We start from the raw sequence: 16,405 nt of genomic DNA, 5'->3' as shown, positions 1-16,405 counted from the left end.
CTGCTTGTAGGCGAGGGTGACCGGGTGCGTGATCAGAATTCTAGAGCCCGGACTCACTACTCACTCTGCGTGATTCAACATGGCTTGCTTTGCGTGAAGGTGTGCGTGAAATAGCTGTTTAGCTGTACTGATGTGGGGTTCGTCGTGGATCGCCGATGGCCCCCCGCTGTGCACGCTGTGACTTGATGCGATGTCCGAGGCCGGCGACGGTGCGGACATCTGCGGCCTGAGCGATGTCGTCAGCCCGGCGAAATCCGTCGAGTTCGACGGCTAGATCGACCAAAGTGTCTTCGAGGATGTCCTCGGCAGCCGCATATAGGTCCCAGAGCTGCTTGAGCTCCCACGCGCGGATCAGGGGATTAGAGAAATAGAGCCCGTCGACGATCTTTTGCACCCGGGCTACCTGGGGATTTGTGCGTTCGTGCGCCTGCGACCAGATCGAAAAGTGGGAACTCGCCGAGCAGGTGACCACAGTCGTGTCCAGTTCGCGAGCAACTGCGGACCAGGATGTGGTCGTTTCGAGGCCTCTGCGCGCATGTCTGGCGGCCTCGCCGAATGCCCGTTGGCACACTGTGGCGTATGCGGCGGCTGAGCGTCGCGCTTGGCTTAGTTCGCGCAGTTCAGACAGGGTGGTGAAGCTTTGGCGTCCGCGAGTGAACTCGGTCGCAGCCAACAGGGCGTCGCTGCTCGTCCATTGAAATCGAGACTGCCTGTATTGGTCGCGGTGCCAGCGGAGATCGTCGATCCATGCAGAGTTGAGCTTGAGGCCCATCTCGCTGCCGGGAACGGTCATAGAACAATGATGACACCACACCGGTGGTGTGTCATCAGTAGTACTAGTTGCGTCCCGACGAATCATGCTTATCGCCTTGTTTGGAACTTGAAGGCATTCTGACGATCGCATGCCAGTCATACCGACATACCAGCTAAGCGGCTTCGCAAATGTTGCCACTCACTTTCGAAGGCGTCCCAGAGGCGTCCCAATACCGCATAAAGCTTCAGTCAAATTGGACTTAATGGGAGATTGGGATGCTTGTGGGACGCGATGCATATCGTTGTGTGATCGAATCGAGCTTGCCACTTCCGCATATGTAGGCAATTAGGTGCTTACGTCTTGGTCGTATCGAAATGATCCGATAGGTTTCTCTAACGGCTATGGATATGACTTGGGTGCAAGATTCGCGGGTCTTGGGTGAGGTGTCTCGTCGCACCCGAGCTGTCCAGGGAGGGCTGTATAACTCTCAGCAAGATCACTTTAGGTTTGAGCGAGCGCGTCTCGTTCCCTGTTCAGTATCGGAGATTGACGTGACTAGCACGCATAACCAAGGCCCGTCTCAGTCGGCTGGAGGGCACCGACCACTCGCCGGGACCTTCCGTTCGGCCGCGGCCCGATCGCTCGAGAGCATCGCTTCCGCGTACATCGAGGGTGACAACGACGAAATTGAACAAGGGCGGGAAGTGCCCGCGCTTGTGGAGCGCCCCGCTGAGACTGAACCTTCTGGAGGTCAACAAGATCGGGAGCAAGTCGACCGTTCCTCGGACCTGGATGGGGGAGGGAAGTCGTCAAGTGTTCGGGTGCCGGCAAGGTGCCATGCGAAGCTCGAGGAGATGCGGGCGAGCACGGGGATGACGAACGGTCAGATCTTCATCGTCGCGATCGAGGCGACTCATGATCGACTTCCGGAACTGCTTTACCCTGGCGGTCGAATCGGTGGGGGATTATTCGCAGCCCGGGGCATTCGAGCCAAAACGTCACGTGACGATAGTGAGACGCAGGTGACTTACCGACTATTTCATGCCGACTTCGACGTGATCGATCACCTCGTGGCGGAACTGGGCGCAAAATCCCGCTCGCACCTGATCGCTGCGGCGCTGACCGGATATTTCTTCAAAGACGACGAACCCGCAACATGACGAGGGAAGCGACGAGGGCGCCTTCAGCGCTTCCTGTTTGCGAGTAACCAAAGGGAAAGAACAAGCACGGGGGAGAGGGCGACAGGGACCGCAAGTACCCAATGCATGACTGTCCCTGTCTCAACCTCCCTATTGATCAAAGCAAGTAGAAGGGCTGTGACGAGCCACAGGAACGCGACGTGGCGCCAGCGCAGTCGCCGCAAGAACAGGTTCAGTCCCGCAGGCAGTTTCAGTCTCGAAATTCGGTTTGTCATAGCTGTCTCAATTCAGTTGGATATCGACGATGCGGCGTCCGTGGCCGGCAGAAAAGTAGGCAAGCGCGTCAAAGCACGCTGCCGCCGCTTCAGCCATTTGGACGGCGCTTTCGCGCGCCTGTACAGAAACACCCCATAGATTGCAGGTCTGTTCCGTGGTGGGCATATGGGTTGGTGGGATCCCCAATGCGCCGGCTGTCAGCTGACGGATATCGGAGTTCTGGTGCCACTCTGGAGAAAGACCCAGTTCGGTGAACAGACGTCTGAGTAGTCTCGTGTGCGCATCCGGGTGAAACCCTCCAGTGACTCGGCCTGCGATGCTGCGCGCCAGTGCTGTGAGTTCAGGGACAGCTTGAGCGTCGTCTGCCAGTGCGCCTTCACCAGCCAGCGCGATCTCCCACGATCGTCCGCTATCGGTATCTATTGCTGCAATTTCCCGCACGCATTGGTCGCCAGTGCTCGTCGCCGCCGTATGGAGGTGGACGACGAACAAGTTGTGGCCGCTGTCATTGAATGGTGAAGGGGGAGGCATGGTGTGGAGGCTATCTGCTGCCATGGACTACCCACGCGGCTCGGTGAACTCCCTCCGCTCGAATGGCGAATCGGCGATCAGGCACATCGGTCCCTGCCACATCACCGCAGGTTCGCCAGCCGCACGTGCTGCTCTGAGGCGCGTCGGACCCGCGAGTAGAGGTGGTTGGCAGGCAGGATCGCTTCTATGCACCGTGAAGCGCAGCAACGGGGAGACAGCAACTTCTTGGAGCGTGAACCACTTCAAAGCTGGTTGGGCGACGCGATTTTCAGTACCGATACCGACGAGTTTCGGCGCAATGTCGCGGACAAGGCGCGTGAACTCGATGAAAGTGTCGCCGATACGTCAGTCCTCGTACATCGCCTTGCTGAATGGAAGGTCGACATCAAGTCTGGCGGTCGGCCCGTCGGGCTCTACGTCCCAAGGCTCGTCCTCGAACGGGAGATAACCGTGGTGGACCCAAAATTCGATCTCTATCGCGACAACGATGAACCTTCTGGCCAAGCCGGTTTTGCTGAGGCACACCAGCGGCTCCTCGCTGATCCCTCGCTTGCAAATGACTGGCTCGTCCTGACGGCGGCGTATGGGAAGACGTTTGCCGACTACCTGCACGAGAGGCATGGAGCTACGCGGATCCGCTTGTTCCGCGGCGTCCGTGGCGACCCCGGCGAGATTGCAGACATGGCGCACGATCAGCGATTGAGATGGGCTCGTGAAAATCTTCTCCACGGAACTGTGGAGAACTGGAGTCCTCTTCCCGGGGTTGCCGAAGGAGCTCTCAGCAAGGGTGGCGGGATCGTCATCGGAGCTGAATTCGACACCACCGCGGTCGTCTGCACTCATCAAGGGGGAGCCGAAACGAACGTCAGACCTTGGCGGGTCGATGCCGGCCGAGTCCTTGGGACCTTCCGCTACACCAGCATCGAGGTTCACTCTTGAGACTCGGCAAGCACGGTGACGTTAACGACTCACAATGTCCGAGTGAACCAATCTCTTCGCCGAACGTAGAGAAGCGAAAAGGGCCCCACCGGTAGACGGTGAGACCCTTCCCTGGCCGTGCGGTTCATTCATGACTGCTGACCTTGTGTGCAGAGTTGAGGACAGGCGAGTCAGGCGGTCACTTTCGCAATCGCGTCGCGGAAGTGATTGGTCAGATCTTGGAGAGCGGTCGTTCCAGCGGAGTCGATGACCATTTCTCCGTAGCTCTGGTGAGCTCCGGAACCGATGAACGAAGCGAACTTCAGTCCTTCAGTCCCGATCTGTGCCAGTGCATCGGCGCCGTCAGAACCTGCCAGCGCGGTGAGATTCGAAGCGAGCCCACCAAGGTCCCCTGTCTGGGACTGCTGGGTTAGCTGCTGGCCGGTCGCCGACGATGCGGACGCTGCTCCGAGTTTGGCCGGATCAGTCTTCTGTCCGCCCCCGAGCGTGCCTACCGCGATCTTCGCGAAGTCGAGGATGTGGGGGAGTGCACCCAGACCGGCTCCGATGACATCGCCGGTTTCGATCGCGTGCCAGAGCTGCTTCTGCAGTTCGCCGGCGGAGTTGGCCAAACCGATGATATCGAGGTTGCCGACGAGTCCGACGATCATCGACACGATCTGAGCGGTACCGGACGGGTCGGGGATCATCGCGATGAGTGATGCTGCGGTCTTGTAGTCCAGTCCTGCAGCGAGCTTGACGAGTGGTTCGAAGAGAACATTGATTCGGTCGAACTCGGCGTGCACCGCCTTGACTTTCGCCATGGGATCGAGCGCGGGATCGAGAATGATCTGCGGGATCCGAGTCGTGAAGATGTCGGCGACAGCTGGAATGTTGTTGGCCAATGCGAAGGCATTCGTCCCGATGTGGGTGACCTGATCGATCAGGACACTCGGCTTGATGATCGAGAGCGCGTTCGCGGCAGCGGAGAGCCCATCCGCCGGGGTGGACGTCAAAGGTGAAACCTGATTGGCGAGAGCATCGACGGAAGCCTGCAACTGCGGCACCTGCGTCGCGCCTGTGGCTCCCTGGACTGCCTTCGTTATCGAATCGGCGGCCTTCAATGCGCCGGCCACATCGATACCCTTGACCGTCTCGACGATCTTGCCGGCCGCGAACTCGGGCGTCGATGCGTCCGCTGACTTGAGTGATTGTTCGACGGCGGGATTCTGAGTCACCCACTTGGTCGTATCCGCTACAGGGACCAGAGTGTTTGCAATATCGGATGCCGCTGCGCTCACGCTGGCGAGGTCGGGAGAACCAGACTGGAGCTGCTTCTGCAGAGTGTCGACGTTGCCGGCGAGGCCAGGGAGATCAACCTTCGAGTAGTCCGAAACCAGGGCGTTCTGCAGGGCCGCTGTGTTGGGCTGAGAGCCATCACTCTGCTGTGGACCGGATGCAGTAGGAGGCTGTGAAAGTACTCGGCCGAGACCGGCAAGTAACCCGTCCTTGTTGCTGTTCGTCGAGCAGTAGAGGTCGTCAGGTGCGCAGTACGACCGCGTTACCGAGGCTGTCTTTCCGAATCCGCCTGGCCGCGCCCCCGCAATACCGACTCCGTCGACAGCTGGACCAACGAGAGTGTTGTCCTCGCTCGGACTCTGTCGGGGATCGGCAACCAAGCCGACCGCGATCAGCTTTTCCGCGGGAATCGGACCCTTGTCGTGCCCGATCAGCCACGTCAGATCGCCCGCGACATCCGCCCCTTGGCTGTAACCACCGAGAGCGAAAACAGTACTAGGGCACTCCGCTGCCCGGGTCTGCATGACTTTCGCGGCAGCCTCTATTCCGGTGGCTTTACTCGTTCCGTAAGTCTTGCCCTTGTTGAACGCGGATGCTTCGTAGGCAGGGTAAGTGACTTTGATGGAGCTTCCGAACTGCTGAACAAGCGGGTCAGTCACTTGCTTGAGAAGACCCGTCGCCACCGAAGAATCTGCTTCCGAATCTGTCTCGAACGTCCCCGTCATCATGACCACCTCCGCAGTGGGGCAGCCTGCAGAAGCCGGTGCGGCATGAGCGGTCCCCGGCGTTGAGATCGTGAGCAGAGTTGACGCCACGGCTGCTGTAAGAAGGGCCGCCGAACCCACCGAACGGGCGCGTCGGTAGTCGGCAAATAGGGAAGCGATGGTCGTCATGACAGATCTCTTTTCGTCATCGATTACAACGAGGGGAAAGTGGAAAAACCGCTGCCCGAATGTGCGGTCACGGTGTTCGGCAGAAGGTCGACGACCGTGAAGACGGCGCGGTGAGCGAGCGACATCAGCTGTCCCAAAAGTTCGGGATGACTCACGGAAGGGATACGTAGCGCAGCGTCGAAACTTCCAGCAGTCTCGAAAAGAAGGGACGATTCCTTCATCACGAAGCCAGCGATCAGGAAGCACACCAGCAACGAAACTGCGTCGAGAGTTCGAGTCATCACAAAGCCTGTTCGATCGGCCGGGCGCTGCGCGATGCACGGGCGAAGCGCGCATGATCGGACGTCTGATTCGAAGTTCCTACGCTGTTTCGAATCTTCGACACAGCGCGATAGAGCCGCTGACGAAGTGCGGCCGAGGTCATGCCGATCTCAGCCGCGATCGATGTCAGATCGGTGTCGGTCTGGTCGAGATATGCGCGCTGAATCAAAGCTCGGTCGGTGCCGGTGATGACTCCGTTCCGTACAGCCCAAGCGAGCAAGTCCTGGGCGAGAAATGGGTTCTCGGTTTCCGCCTCAGGACCATCGGAACGATCCATCAGATCCGACGCCGGGATCTCACCGGCAAAGGTGTTCACGTGTGCGATCTTCTTCAAAGTCCGCAAAAAGAGAGCTGCATAAATGTTCTCTCCGGACGGGCGATACTCGGCTATCAATGACATGAAAGTGGCGATTGTGGTGGCCGCACGCTCGTCGTAAGCGTGGTAGGAATCGAAGCCGGCCACCCGCGCGTGACGGGTCAACGAGATCAACTTCCCGAGCATCAGCTGCAACAGCGCTCGCCCCGCGAGAACGCTGCCCTCCTGGTGGAGGGTCAACAGTGCCAGCAGTACGGCGTCGCGATCGAGACGATGGGCGCCGGCCAAGTCGTTGAGTTCCTGAACCTGACTCAAGGTCGGCTGATTGACCGACCATGTGAGCACCTCTGCCGCTGCTGAGGGTCGTGTGCACAACTGCATCCATTCGGTGTTCAGACGGCTGTAAAGGTCGCCTCGAGCCGCGACGTGGGACGGCAGGGCGGACGACGAATGGCTGGGGGCGGTTGCTGCGTGGGTGGACATTTCCACGGGTCTCCTCTGTGCGCGTGCGAGGTTGGTCTCGCGCCCAGTAGAGCAGCCCTATATTGCCTCTGACCTGCATGTTTGTTGTTGCCAGGGGAGTGTTTGTTGTTGCCGGAGATGTTGTTGCCGCGAGCTTCGCCGTGAGTAGATGCGCGTGCATCGAAGGCATCGACGTGCACGTTTGAACCTCTGGCAACAAGCACCTGACCGCGCTCGGAAAAAACTTTGAAAAAAGTTTGGCGAGCTCTGTCACTCAGGTCTTCGCGCCCGGATCTTCCTACAAGTAGAAGCCCACAAAATCGGTGCGGCTTTCACACTCGCCAGTCGCCAGGAGGACCGGATGCACGACTCGATGCAAGCGCTACTGCACGATCTCGGCTACGCCCATGCCATTGCTGAGGAGATCCGTCGAGTCGCCGCGGCTCTCACACGAAACCCATTCGACGAAGAAGCCAGCGCCGCGCTCTCGTTGTTGGTATTCGCAGAAGCGCCGGCCGCTCGTGCAGCGCTTGCGCGGGCAATGAGCGCCGACATCTCGGACGGCGAATCAGACCACGACTCGTCCGAGCAGCCGTCCGAGGCAGGTATCCGATGAACATCGATTGGAAGAAGATCAACAACTTCGGACGCACTCCGAAACGGAAACAGGATGGCTCCGCAACCGCCGATTCCGCCGAGACGATCGTCGATGAAGTAGAGGAGCGTGTCCGCGCAGAGCGAGTCCAGTGGGGCCTTCGTCAGCAGTGGACAACCTGCGCAATTCGCGGTGCGATCATCGCCGCTCTCGTCGCAGGAATTGTCTCACTGCTGCTCGTCGTATTCGGCTCGTCGTCAACTCCGGCAATCGTCAAAGCAACTGACAACGAAGCGCAAAGCATTGACACCGCAGCACAAGCCCAAGCCGAAGATGTAGCCCGTCAACTGGTCGTGACGTGGCTTCAAGGCAGCCGAGGAAACGAACGCGAGATCGAACGGTTCGTTGCCACGCCACCGAATCTTCCGGCATCTGCGCTCTACGTCGCGACGGACCCCGCCATCGCATCAATTGCCTTCGATCACGACGCACGAACCTACGCCATTACGGTATCGGTCTCGGTACGCCCCGCCAACGATGCCTCCGCAACAATCGTTCGGCGCTACTTCCAAGTTCCTGTTGTTGTGACCGAATCCGGCGCACGCGCCGCCACACTTCCTTCCGAAGTCGCGCAGCCGTCGACAGCCGTGGATGTTCAACTCGGATATAAGTTCCGAGTCGCGAATCACCCGATCGGAACCTCGGCCAACCAGTTCCTCGCCGCCCTCCTGACAGGCAGCGGCGAGGTTGCTCGCTACCTGACGCCGGGGGTCTCCATCGCCCCGATCGTCCCGGCGCCATACCGCAGCATCGCACTCACCGATGTGCTGTCCTCGGTCGATCTCAGTGCCTCGAACTCGGCAGCACCGCGTTCAGATGGCGACGTCGTGCGCTTGTTGATCACTGCATCTTTGAAGATCACCGACGCCGAATCTGTCAACGGTCAGTACGCGCTGACGATGACTTCCCGTGGCGGCCGCTGGGAAGTCAGCGCCATCGACTCAACGCCGCTCTTTGCCGCTACTGCTCCTCGCAGCGGAGTCAATTCGTCGACCACGAGCGCCCCGGCCCCGTCGACTCCGAAGAACGCTCCGTCGACTTCCGCACCGACATCCGTAGCGCCCACTCAGGCTCCCGCGCCAAGCCAAACACCCGGATCGTCGCTTCCAGCTGTCGGCGAAGTCCCACTGTTTTCCCCTTCAGGAAATTGACCCCTCGAACCGAAAGGTGACCCATCATGTCCCTCGCACTCGCCGCCGCTGACCCCAACACCGCGATCGTCGCCGCCGGTGTCTTCGAAAAGATCGGAGAGCTGACCAACAACGGAAAGGTCGCCCTCCAATCCGCAGCCAGCTGCCTGGTCCTGTACTTCCTTCTCCGGAACTTGATGCAGTCCTTCACGATCGCCCGGCTGGTCGTCTCCGCCCTCATCGGTGCTGCAGCGCTCTGGGTCGTCTTCAACATGGACTCCCTCAAAGACCGAACCGGAGAGGACCTGGCCATCTCTGTCGTGCAGGTCGTAGAAGCACCGGACCCGAGTCTGGATCTGCCGGTGTAAACGGCGACCGCGCGCCCACTCGAATCGCCCTTCACCGACCCTGACAAGGAGGACTGCAGATGTCCGAGGTAACCACCGCGGCAACGGACGCGACCACACGAGCACACCGACAGAACTCCTCACGCGAGTCGGTGCCCGCATGAACGACGACAACAACGTCGAAGTCATCAAAGACTTCACAACAGCTCGGAAAATCCCTCAGCTGATCGGCCGCACACCCGACGGTAAGAAGCTCCCTTTCGGCCCCTACACAGTCCCGCAAGCAGTCAGTGGCGCCGCTGTCGGAGCAATCCTGTGGCTCCTGCATCCGTTGTGGCTCGGCGACAACATCACGTGGAACGTCGGATTTTTCGTCGCATGCTGCGGCGGCACGGTGTTCGTTGTCGGCAAGCTCCGATTGGCCGGCCGAAGCCCAGCATCTGTCGCTCAAGGGGTCAAAAAGGCCGTCTTCGCGCCGCCTGAGGCCAAGCTGAAGATCAACGGCAAACGCGTGAATATCCGAGCACCGCACCTTGTTCACGCCGGCGGCTACATCACTGCCGATCCGCGCATCGAGGACCAACTCGTCGCTGCTGTGGAACCCGAATCCCCTTCTGAATCTGTACCGGTCGCACACAACGCTGTCGGCACTCGGTCGCGACCTCAGGAACTGCCCGCCCTCTCACCAAACGACCCCGCCCCGCGCCCCGGCCGATCAAGCGTCAAGGAACTCCTTGCGCTGGCCAACGCCGGAAACCCCGAGTAGAAAGCGATCCGCCGCAATGGAACAGCCAACTCTGTCGATGGCAGCAAATATCCGGTGGACGAAATCCGGTGTCGTGTGGGCCGACTACGTACTGAGCGGAATGGACTACGGCTACCGACCCAACGTCGACAAGCGCACCGCCCGGACTCTGCACACGATGCTCGTGCGCGCACTGCCCGGCGAATCGATGTTGATGGGCATCGCGTCGTCGCTGAGTGCGGAAGCGGTCGTGGCGAGAATGACCGAAGGGGTTGATCTCGACGTCCACACAGACTGGGCGATCGAATGCGAAGCGACCCTCGACTCCATCGAGCTCTATCGCCCCGGCCAACGAGTGTTCTATCTGAGCATCCCCCTGACAACGACCGGACTCGCAGGACAGGCAAAGGCCGCCACGCACGCGGCATGGACGTCGCTGTCGGACTTCATCGGTCTCCCTCGAACCGCCGTCCCCGAAGACGAGGTCCGGGCGCGTATTCGCCAAGCGGATCTCATCGTCGCCGATATCCCCGCAGTCTTCGAAGCTCGACCGGCAACACCAGCACAGATGGTTTGGCTCTGGCAGCACTCCATGACCCGCGGCCTCCATGTCGATCGAGACATGCCTGGCGCCGCGTCCACGCCTTCCCCGAAATCGGGAGCGGCGCTCGCCCCAGCACGACTCGACGAAGGCGCGCAATCAGATCGCGATGCGCCCACGACTTGGTGGCGTCCGAAGGTTCCCACATTCAGTCGAGTTCTCAAGGTCGACCAGCCCTACGACATCGATGATCGGCCGGCGTCGTACCAGGTGATTCTCGCGCTAGCGGATATGCCCTCCGGTGGTGTCCTCTTTCCCGGCTCGGAATTCTTTTCCCTGGCGGATGACTTCGGAGACATCGACGTCGATTTCGTTGCTCGACTCAAGGTGACAGCAGGCGCTGACGTGATGCGTGCGAACAAGCGTGCGCTGGAAAACCTCAAAGAACAGTACGAGCAGCGGGAAGGCGAGCTGGCAGGCGGACAGGGCGCCCTCGATATCGCAGCCTCTGCACTGACCGAGTACAGCTCGCTTCTCGAAACCAACCGTGACGAGGTCGAAGTCGCCTGGACAGCGCTTTTTGCCGTAGGCGCGCCCACCGAAGAGCAGGCCCTCGCTGAAGCCCAAACAGTGAAGAAGTCCTTTGAACATCAGGACTACAAGCTGGTCGCGCCGCTCGGATTTCAAGAGGACTTGTGGTGGGCGATGATTCCCGGCGTTCCCTCGTCGAAGATCGTGCGCGAATTCGGGCACATCACCACCTCGACACATTTTGCTGCCTACATGCCGTTCACTCGCAACGATCTGGGCGACAGTTCCGGACCTCTGCTCGCACTGAACATCACGGCAGCCCGGATCGGTGCGGTACACAACGACATACTCGGTAAGTCCCTCCGCGACCAGTCCTCTTCGTGGGCTGTCACCGGGGAGCTCGGATCCGGAAAGTCCGTCACCATGAAGGTGATTGCCGGTCACGTCGTCGACTGCGGCGGCCAGGTCATCGGTATCGATCAAAGTGACCTCGGTGAATACGCCAACTGGGCTCGGGCGGTCACGGATGCGGTCATCGTCGATCTGGTCGAGCCCGATTACAGCACCGACCCACTGCGGATCTTCCCGCCCAACATCGCGGCGGAGATGACGCAATCGGTGATGCTGGCGTTGCTGCGAATCCAGCCGACATCAACGCACGGCAAGGCGCTGGCCAAGGTGCTCGAACCGTCCTATCGCGCGAAGCACCCCTACGCAGGGCTTGGCGAGCTCACCGAGCACCTCCTCTCCGCCGACTGCCTGATCGACGGTGCCTACGACCTCGGCGAGGAGATGAACGTCTACGCCCGGTTGACCTATGCCGCAGCGCTCTTCGCGAAAGACCTTCCGGCATTGCCGATCACCGCGCCGGCGATCATCTTCCGCACCCACCGCGTGGAGCTCCCCACCCAGCTGCAGACAGAGAAGCAGCACCTGTACGACAATCTGCCGCTCGAGAAGCGATTCGGTCACGCCGTCTACACACTCATCGCGAAGATCGCCCGCGGTCAGTGCTTCGCCGACGCCGACCAGATGGCGCTGTTCCTCGTAGACGAAGCTCATCACCTTCTCAACGCCGACGACGGTATCGACATCGTCGAAGATTTCGTACTTCAAGGCCGAAAGTCCTCTGCAGCAGTGGGATTAGGTGATCAGGACTGCGCGTTCGGGACACCGAAACTTCGCGGCCTCATCAAAACCCGATTTGTTCATCGCCACACCGACGAAGGCCTCGCCAAGCGCGCGATCGAGTGGCTGGGCCTGGACCCAGAGAACCAAGACCTGGTCAAAGAGCTCACGGAGCAGACAGCGCCGGTCACGGGAAAAGACGGCTACGTCGAGCCGCACCGCCGAGGCGAGGGCTACATGCGAGACGGCAGCGGAAACGTCGGCCGCATCAAAACTCTTCTCCCCGCCACCGAATCGCGCCGTGAAGCCGCGCTGACCACCCCGAAAGACAACAAGAAGCTGGTGAAGGCATGACCTCGACCGCGGCGCACCCCCTCGACCAGGACGCTGTCGAGGGCAGTCCCGAAGCCCGCGAGTACTTCAGCGTCCGCGCCGCGGTCACACACTCACTGCGTTGGCTCCTGCACTCCGCCAGCCGGATCGCCCAAGCGTGGATTCCCGAATCCTGGTTGGTCGTCATCATGTACGTGAGCAAACCGATCTCTCGCTGGTTGTGGTCACGCTGGTGGAGCCGCCTGCTCATTCGGGTGGCCGCGGGATGGCACGCTCTTGGTGCACTTTTGGTGATTTTCGCTACGCCCGCGGCTGCGGACCCCAGCGGAGGAGGAGGTGCATCACCGTTCTTCGCATGGATGGCGCTCAAGGACACGCACGGAATCGACGCCTGGAGCTACTTCCTCTCGATCGACAAAGGAAACGCCTCAATGGGCGGCGGCTGGAGAATGATCTGGGCGTACATCATCACCCTCGAATACGAGGTCTTCCGATTCATGATGGCGACGGCGATCTGGTTCATCACTTACGCGTTGTCCTTCGACTGGATCGAAATGATTCTCACGCCGGTCCGCACCATCGCAGACTCCGTCACCTCGATCACCGACCAATTCGCGCTCACCCCACTGATGTTGACCATCGCCGGATTCAGCGTGGCCGTGTGGTTCGTACGCGGGCGCTTCTCCACTGGCATCTACGAACTGCTCATGTCGTGTGTCATCGCGGCCGCGGCCGCCGGATTTCTCGCCAACCCCCTCGACCGCGTCGTCGGTAACGAAGGCCTGGTCTTCGCTGCACGCGATGCCGGACTCGAAGTCGCGTCGGGACTGGCGAACGGTGGAAATACCAGCGGCAACGCCGATCAGCAGATCGACACCATCAAATCGACCCTCGTAGATACCTTCCTGCGCCAGCCCACTCAGCTGATCAACTTCGGGGTCGTGCTTGATGCGCCGGACAACAACGGCAAGTGCGTCAAGGAATTCGACGAGGCTTACGCCGCGACCCCGGACGGGCCCGGGGTCATGGACAAGGTGCAAGAGAAGGTTGGTGACATTCTTCCCGGCGCGGGGGCGGCCCTGGATCTGCTCAATCCGGATGACAAGCCTGAAGATCGCATCAAAGACGCGATCGCGGCGTGTGATGGCGATGACGGTCCGATGAAGCAATACGCCGACAATCCTGGCCCTGGTCAAGCGATGGGTCTGCTCTTCTTGATCTTCGCCGGCACTCTGCTGATGCTCTTCGCGATCTACCTGGCGGGCAGGTTGGTTCTCGCTGCAGGGGTTTCGATCGGCAACGCCATCAAATCCATCCCTGGCATCGTCGTTGCCATCGCACCGTCGATGCGTGGACAGTTTTGGCGCACGATCGCCAACGTCGCGATGTCGCTGCTGCAGATGATGTTTTCCATAGTTTTCCTGGTCGGATACGTGCTCGTCGTCCAGGACCTTTTCGCTTCAGACGAATCGAATCTCATCCGCACCGTTTTCTTCGTCGACATCTTCCTGATCGTCGCACTCCTCCTCTTCCGTCGCGCGATCAAGGGTCTGCAACGGATGTCGGACAGTCTGGCGTCGATTTTGGCGAAGCGACCCGATGCCGCACCGACATCCATCACCAGATCTACCCCTACGTCGGGTCGAGATATCGCGTTGATGGCTGCGCAGGGCCGGCAGATCTACCGTGGCGGCAAGGCCGCGGTCCAGGGCGCAGGCAAGATCGCGAAGAAAGCGACTACATCAACCAAGGCCGTTGGCTCAGTAGCTGGCACAGCGACATCGACTGCGGTAACGGGAGGCGTCGCTGCCGCAGTCTGGGCGGGCACGAAAGCAGTCTCCGGAGCGAAGAAGGCCAAGAAGTCGATCGACAATCTCTCCGACCCGGCCACGATGGCCCGTTCACAGTCCTCGGGCTCACGGTCCTCTACGAGCTCACCGAGCCGTGGAACCGGTGCGGATAGTGCTGCGGCCGCGGTGCGCAGTCGACTTTCGAAATCGGCTGTCGCAGACAAACCGGGCATCAAGAAGTCGATCGCCACAGCACCGTCGGGGCTTGCTCCGGAGCGTGGACAAGTTCGCAGTTCAGCATCGAAAACTGTTGCACCAGACGGTCGGGCCTTCCGCGAATTCACCACCGATTCCGGTGCGCCGCTGCTGTTGCCCACCACTCCCACCCGCGCCCCGAAGGCGCCGAAGCCAACCGCCGCGCCGGCACGTCCGCCAGCCGCTCCAGTTGTTCCCGCCGTCAACATTCCCACCGGATCCGGCTCCAGAACTGCCGGACTGATGGCGGCGGCAGCTCAAGCAGGAGCGGGTAACGCGAGGACCCCGCAGCCGAGCTCGCTGACCCGGCGGCCTCGCTGATGACGCTCCTCGCCGCACCACCGTCCCCCGATTCGGAAAGTTCGTCGAAGAAGTGGTGGTGGATCCTCATCTCCGTGCCGATCGTGTGCATGGTCGTGCTGATGGCGCCGATTCTCGTCATCTTGTCCCTCACCGGTGAGGACACCACCTGCGGTCAGCCGACCGGTACCGACATTCGTGCAGACGGATCCTTGGTAGGTCTGAAACCCGGATCTCTGGCAGTTCCGATGGCCGAAGGTACGTACACGATCAGCTCGCCGTTCGGCATGCGAGAAGGCGGAATGCATGACGGACAAGATTACGCCGCCCCGCTGGATACCCCCTTCTACGCCGCAGGCGACGGCGAAGTCGTCGTCGCCGGACCGGCCTCGGGCTACGGACACTGGATCCGCATCCGACACACCATCGACGGGCAGACCGTCGAATCTCTCTACGGGCACATGACCGCAGCAGGAGTGCTCGTCAAAGCCGGTGACAAGGTCACCGCAGGCCAACTCATCGGCAAAGTCGGCAGCGAAGGACAATCCAGCGGCCCGCACCTGCACTTCGGTATCTACCCAGGACAATGGTCGATGGGCGGTGGAGTCGACCCTGTTCCCTGGCTCAAGCAACGAGGAACCGCCTCCCCTGCAGCAGCCTCCGCCCCAACTCAGCCCGATGCAGAGTTGGTGGCGAAATCCACCCACGCCGGCACGGGCGGTCTCAACGCAAGCCAAACGGCGCTGGCGAAACAAGCTGTCGCCATAGGCGAGTCCATGGGCGTTCCTGATCAAGGAATCGTAGTTGCCTTGGCCACCATGAGCCAGGAATCGACCTACCGAATGCTCGCCAGCTCCAACGTGCCCGAGTCGCTGCAATATCCCCACGACGGCGTCGGAAGCGACCACCTCTCGGTCAATCAATACCAACAACAAGTTGGCATCTGGGGCACCGCGGAAGAGCTGATGAACCCCGTAACGGCGAACGTCAAATTCTTTGACGCGTTGCTCAAAGTTTCGGGCTGGCAATCCATGCCAGTCACCGTCGCCGCCCAAACCGTGCAGGGATCGGCTCACCCGGAGGCATACGCCGACGACGAAACGCTCGCTCGGCAACTAGATTCGCAGTTCAAAGGTTCAGGCAAAGACCTGACGCCGCAGGAGCTGGCAGACATCGTCAAGGGTGGCGCCGCAACAACGATCATCGACGGCGGCGCCTGCGCGCCTGGGACCTCGAACCCCGGTGGACCTCAGTTCAAGCCGGGTGGGCCGTTCGGAGCGAACGTGATCGCTGCTGCCTCCCAATGGATCGGAACAACGTACGCGTGGGGAGGCGGAGATCAGAACGGTCCAACGAAAGGCATCAGTGATGGTGGCGGGGCAGGAGATGCGAACGGCGATTCGAACAAGGTCGGCTTCGACTGCTCAGGCTTGACGTTGTACGCGGTTTACCAAGCCTCCGGTGGCCAAATTTTGCTCCCTCACTTCACCGGAAGTCATTCCAACCCCGGCCAGCTGTACGACTCCCGCGGCCAAGACATTCCGTTCGACCAGAAGCGCCCAGGTGACCTGATCTACTTTGGCGCAGGCGGCGACACCCATCACGTCGGCATTTTCTACGGCACCGAGAACGGTCAGGACATGTTGCTCAACGCCCCGGAATCGGGGAAAAGCGTCTCGATCATGCCGCTCTCCGGCTGGGCCGGCGAAGAGATGTACGTCAAACGATTCGGATAGGAACC

14 protein-coding genes are annotated in these 16,405 nt (G+C 60.6%); 9 read left to right on the top strand and 5 right to left on the bottom strand.

Annotation, left to right across the window (positions count from 1 at the left end; translation table 11 throughout):
• Nucleotides 1-118: 118 nt before the first annotated feature.
• Complete coding sequence (locus EHW12_RS32760) at nucleotides 119-793, bottom strand: hypothetical protein (protein WP_125053309.1); 675 nt, start codon at nucleotides 791-793, stop codon at nucleotides 119-121.
• Between the two features lie 983 nt (nucleotides 794-1,776).
• Here EHW12_RS32760 and EHW12_RS35665 point away from each other — a divergent pair.
• The gene (locus tag EHW12_RS35665; protein WP_241199227.1) at nucleotides 1,777-1,914 is read left to right on the top strand and encodes a hypothetical protein; all 138 of its coding nucleotides are present in this window, start codon (nucleotides 1,777-1,779) and stop codon (nucleotides 1,912-1,914) included.
• A 261-nt stretch (nucleotides 1,915-2,175) separates the two neighbouring features.
• Here EHW12_RS35665 and EHW12_RS35660 read toward each other — a convergent pair whose 3' ends face one another.
• Nucleotides 2,176-2,700: a hypothetical protein gene (locus tag EHW12_RS35660; RefSeq protein ID WP_241199226.1), complete on the bottom strand. Its 525-nt coding sequence runs from the start codon at nucleotides 2,698-2,700 to the stop codon at nucleotides 2,176-2,178.
• Nucleotides 2,701-2,886: 186 nt separating this feature from the next.
• Here EHW12_RS35660 and EHW12_RS34895 point away from each other — a divergent pair, with 186 nt between their 5' ends.
• Entirely contained in the window at nucleotides 2,887-3,639 is a 753-nt protein-coding gene (locus EHW12_RS34895) for a hypothetical protein (protein WP_164490674.1), read from the top strand.
• Nucleotides 3,640-3,809: 170 nt separating this feature from the next.
• On the opposite strand, the gene EHW12_RS32735 is transcribed toward EHW12_RS34895, so the two are convergent.
• From EHW12_RS32735 to EHW12_RS32725, 3 genes are read right to left on the bottom strand one after another with little or no spacing between them, the layout of a single operon-like run.
• The gene (locus EHW12_RS32735) at nucleotides 3,810-5,810 is read right to left on the bottom strand and encodes a cutinase family protein (RefSeq protein WP_125053303.1); all 2,001 of its coding nucleotides are present in this window, start codon (nucleotides 5,808-5,810) and stop codon (nucleotides 3,810-3,812) included.
• Between the two features lie 23 nt (nucleotides 5,811-5,833).
• Entirely contained in the window at nucleotides 5,834-6,091 is a 258-nt protein-coding gene (locus tag EHW12_RS32730; RefSeq protein ID WP_125053301.1) for a hypothetical protein, read from the bottom strand.
• Nucleotides 6,091-6,930 carry a sigma-70 family RNA polymerase sigma factor gene (locus EHW12_RS32725; RefSeq protein ID WP_206434867.1) on the bottom strand — a complete coding sequence of 280 codons (840 nt, stop codon included), beginning with the start codon at nucleotides 6,928-6,930 and terminating at the stop codon, nucleotides 6,091-6,093. Before EHW12_RS32725 ends, EHW12_RS32730 begins: the two co-directional genes overlap by 1 nt.
• Before the next feature lie 340 nt (nucleotides 6,931-7,270).
• On the opposite strand from EHW12_RS32725, the gene EHW12_RS32720 reads away from it, so the two are divergent.
• The 7 genes from EHW12_RS32720 to EHW12_RS32690 all read left to right on the top strand — a co-directional run bounded on the left by EHW12_RS32720 (nucleotide 7,271) and on the right by EHW12_RS32690 (nucleotide 16,400).
• On the top strand, nucleotides 7,271-7,525 hold the full coding sequence (locus EHW12_RS32720) for a hypothetical protein (RefSeq protein ID WP_125053297.1): 255 nt from the start codon (nucleotides 7,271-7,273) through the stop codon (nucleotides 7,523-7,525).
• Entirely contained in the window at nucleotides 7,522-8,715 is a 1,194-nt protein-coding gene (locus EHW12_RS32715) for a conjugal transfer protein (RefSeq protein ID WP_125053295.1), read from the top strand. The genes EHW12_RS32720 and EHW12_RS32715 overlap by 4 nt, the downstream gene beginning before the upstream one ends.
• Before the next feature lie 26 nt (nucleotides 8,716-8,741).
• Nucleotides 8,742-9,062: a hypothetical protein gene (locus EHW12_RS32710; RefSeq protein ID WP_011331713.1), complete on the top strand. Its 321-nt coding sequence runs from the start codon at nucleotides 8,742-8,744 to the stop codon at nucleotides 9,060-9,062.
• Between the two features lie 139 nt (nucleotides 9,063-9,201).
• Nucleotides 9,202-9,807: a hypothetical protein gene (locus EHW12_RS32705; protein ID WP_125053293.1), complete on the top strand. Its 606-nt coding sequence runs from the start codon at nucleotides 9,202-9,204 to the stop codon at nucleotides 9,805-9,807.
• Between the two features lie 37 nt (nucleotides 9,808-9,844).
• Nucleotides 9,845-12,340: an ATP-binding protein gene (locus tag EHW12_RS32700; RefSeq protein ID WP_241199225.1), complete on the top strand. Its 2,496-nt coding sequence runs from the start codon at nucleotides 9,845-9,847 to the stop codon at nucleotides 12,338-12,340.
• Entirely contained in the window at nucleotides 12,337-14,685 is a 2,349-nt protein-coding gene (locus EHW12_RS32695) for a hypothetical protein (RefSeq protein WP_125053289.1), read from the top strand. Before EHW12_RS32700 ends, EHW12_RS32695 begins: the two co-directional genes overlap by 4 nt.
• The gene (locus EHW12_RS32690; protein ID WP_125053287.1) at nucleotides 14,685-16,400 is read left to right on the top strand and encodes a peptidoglycan DD-metalloendopeptidase family protein; all 1,716 of its coding nucleotides are present in this window, start codon (nucleotides 14,685-14,687) and stop codon (nucleotides 16,398-16,400) included. Before EHW12_RS32695 ends, EHW12_RS32690 begins: the two co-directional genes overlap by 1 nt.
• The last annotated feature ends 5 nt before the right edge of the window (nucleotides 16,401-16,405 follow it).

Source organism: Rhodococcus sp. NJ-530 (genome assembly GCF_003860625.1).
GTDB lineage: Bacteria > Actinomycetota > Actinomycetes > Mycobacteriales > Mycobacteriaceae > Rhodococcus_F > Rhodococcus_F qingshengii.
Note: the sequence above shows the minus strand (reverse complement) of the source record. Positions and strands in the feature narration are given on the sequence as shown.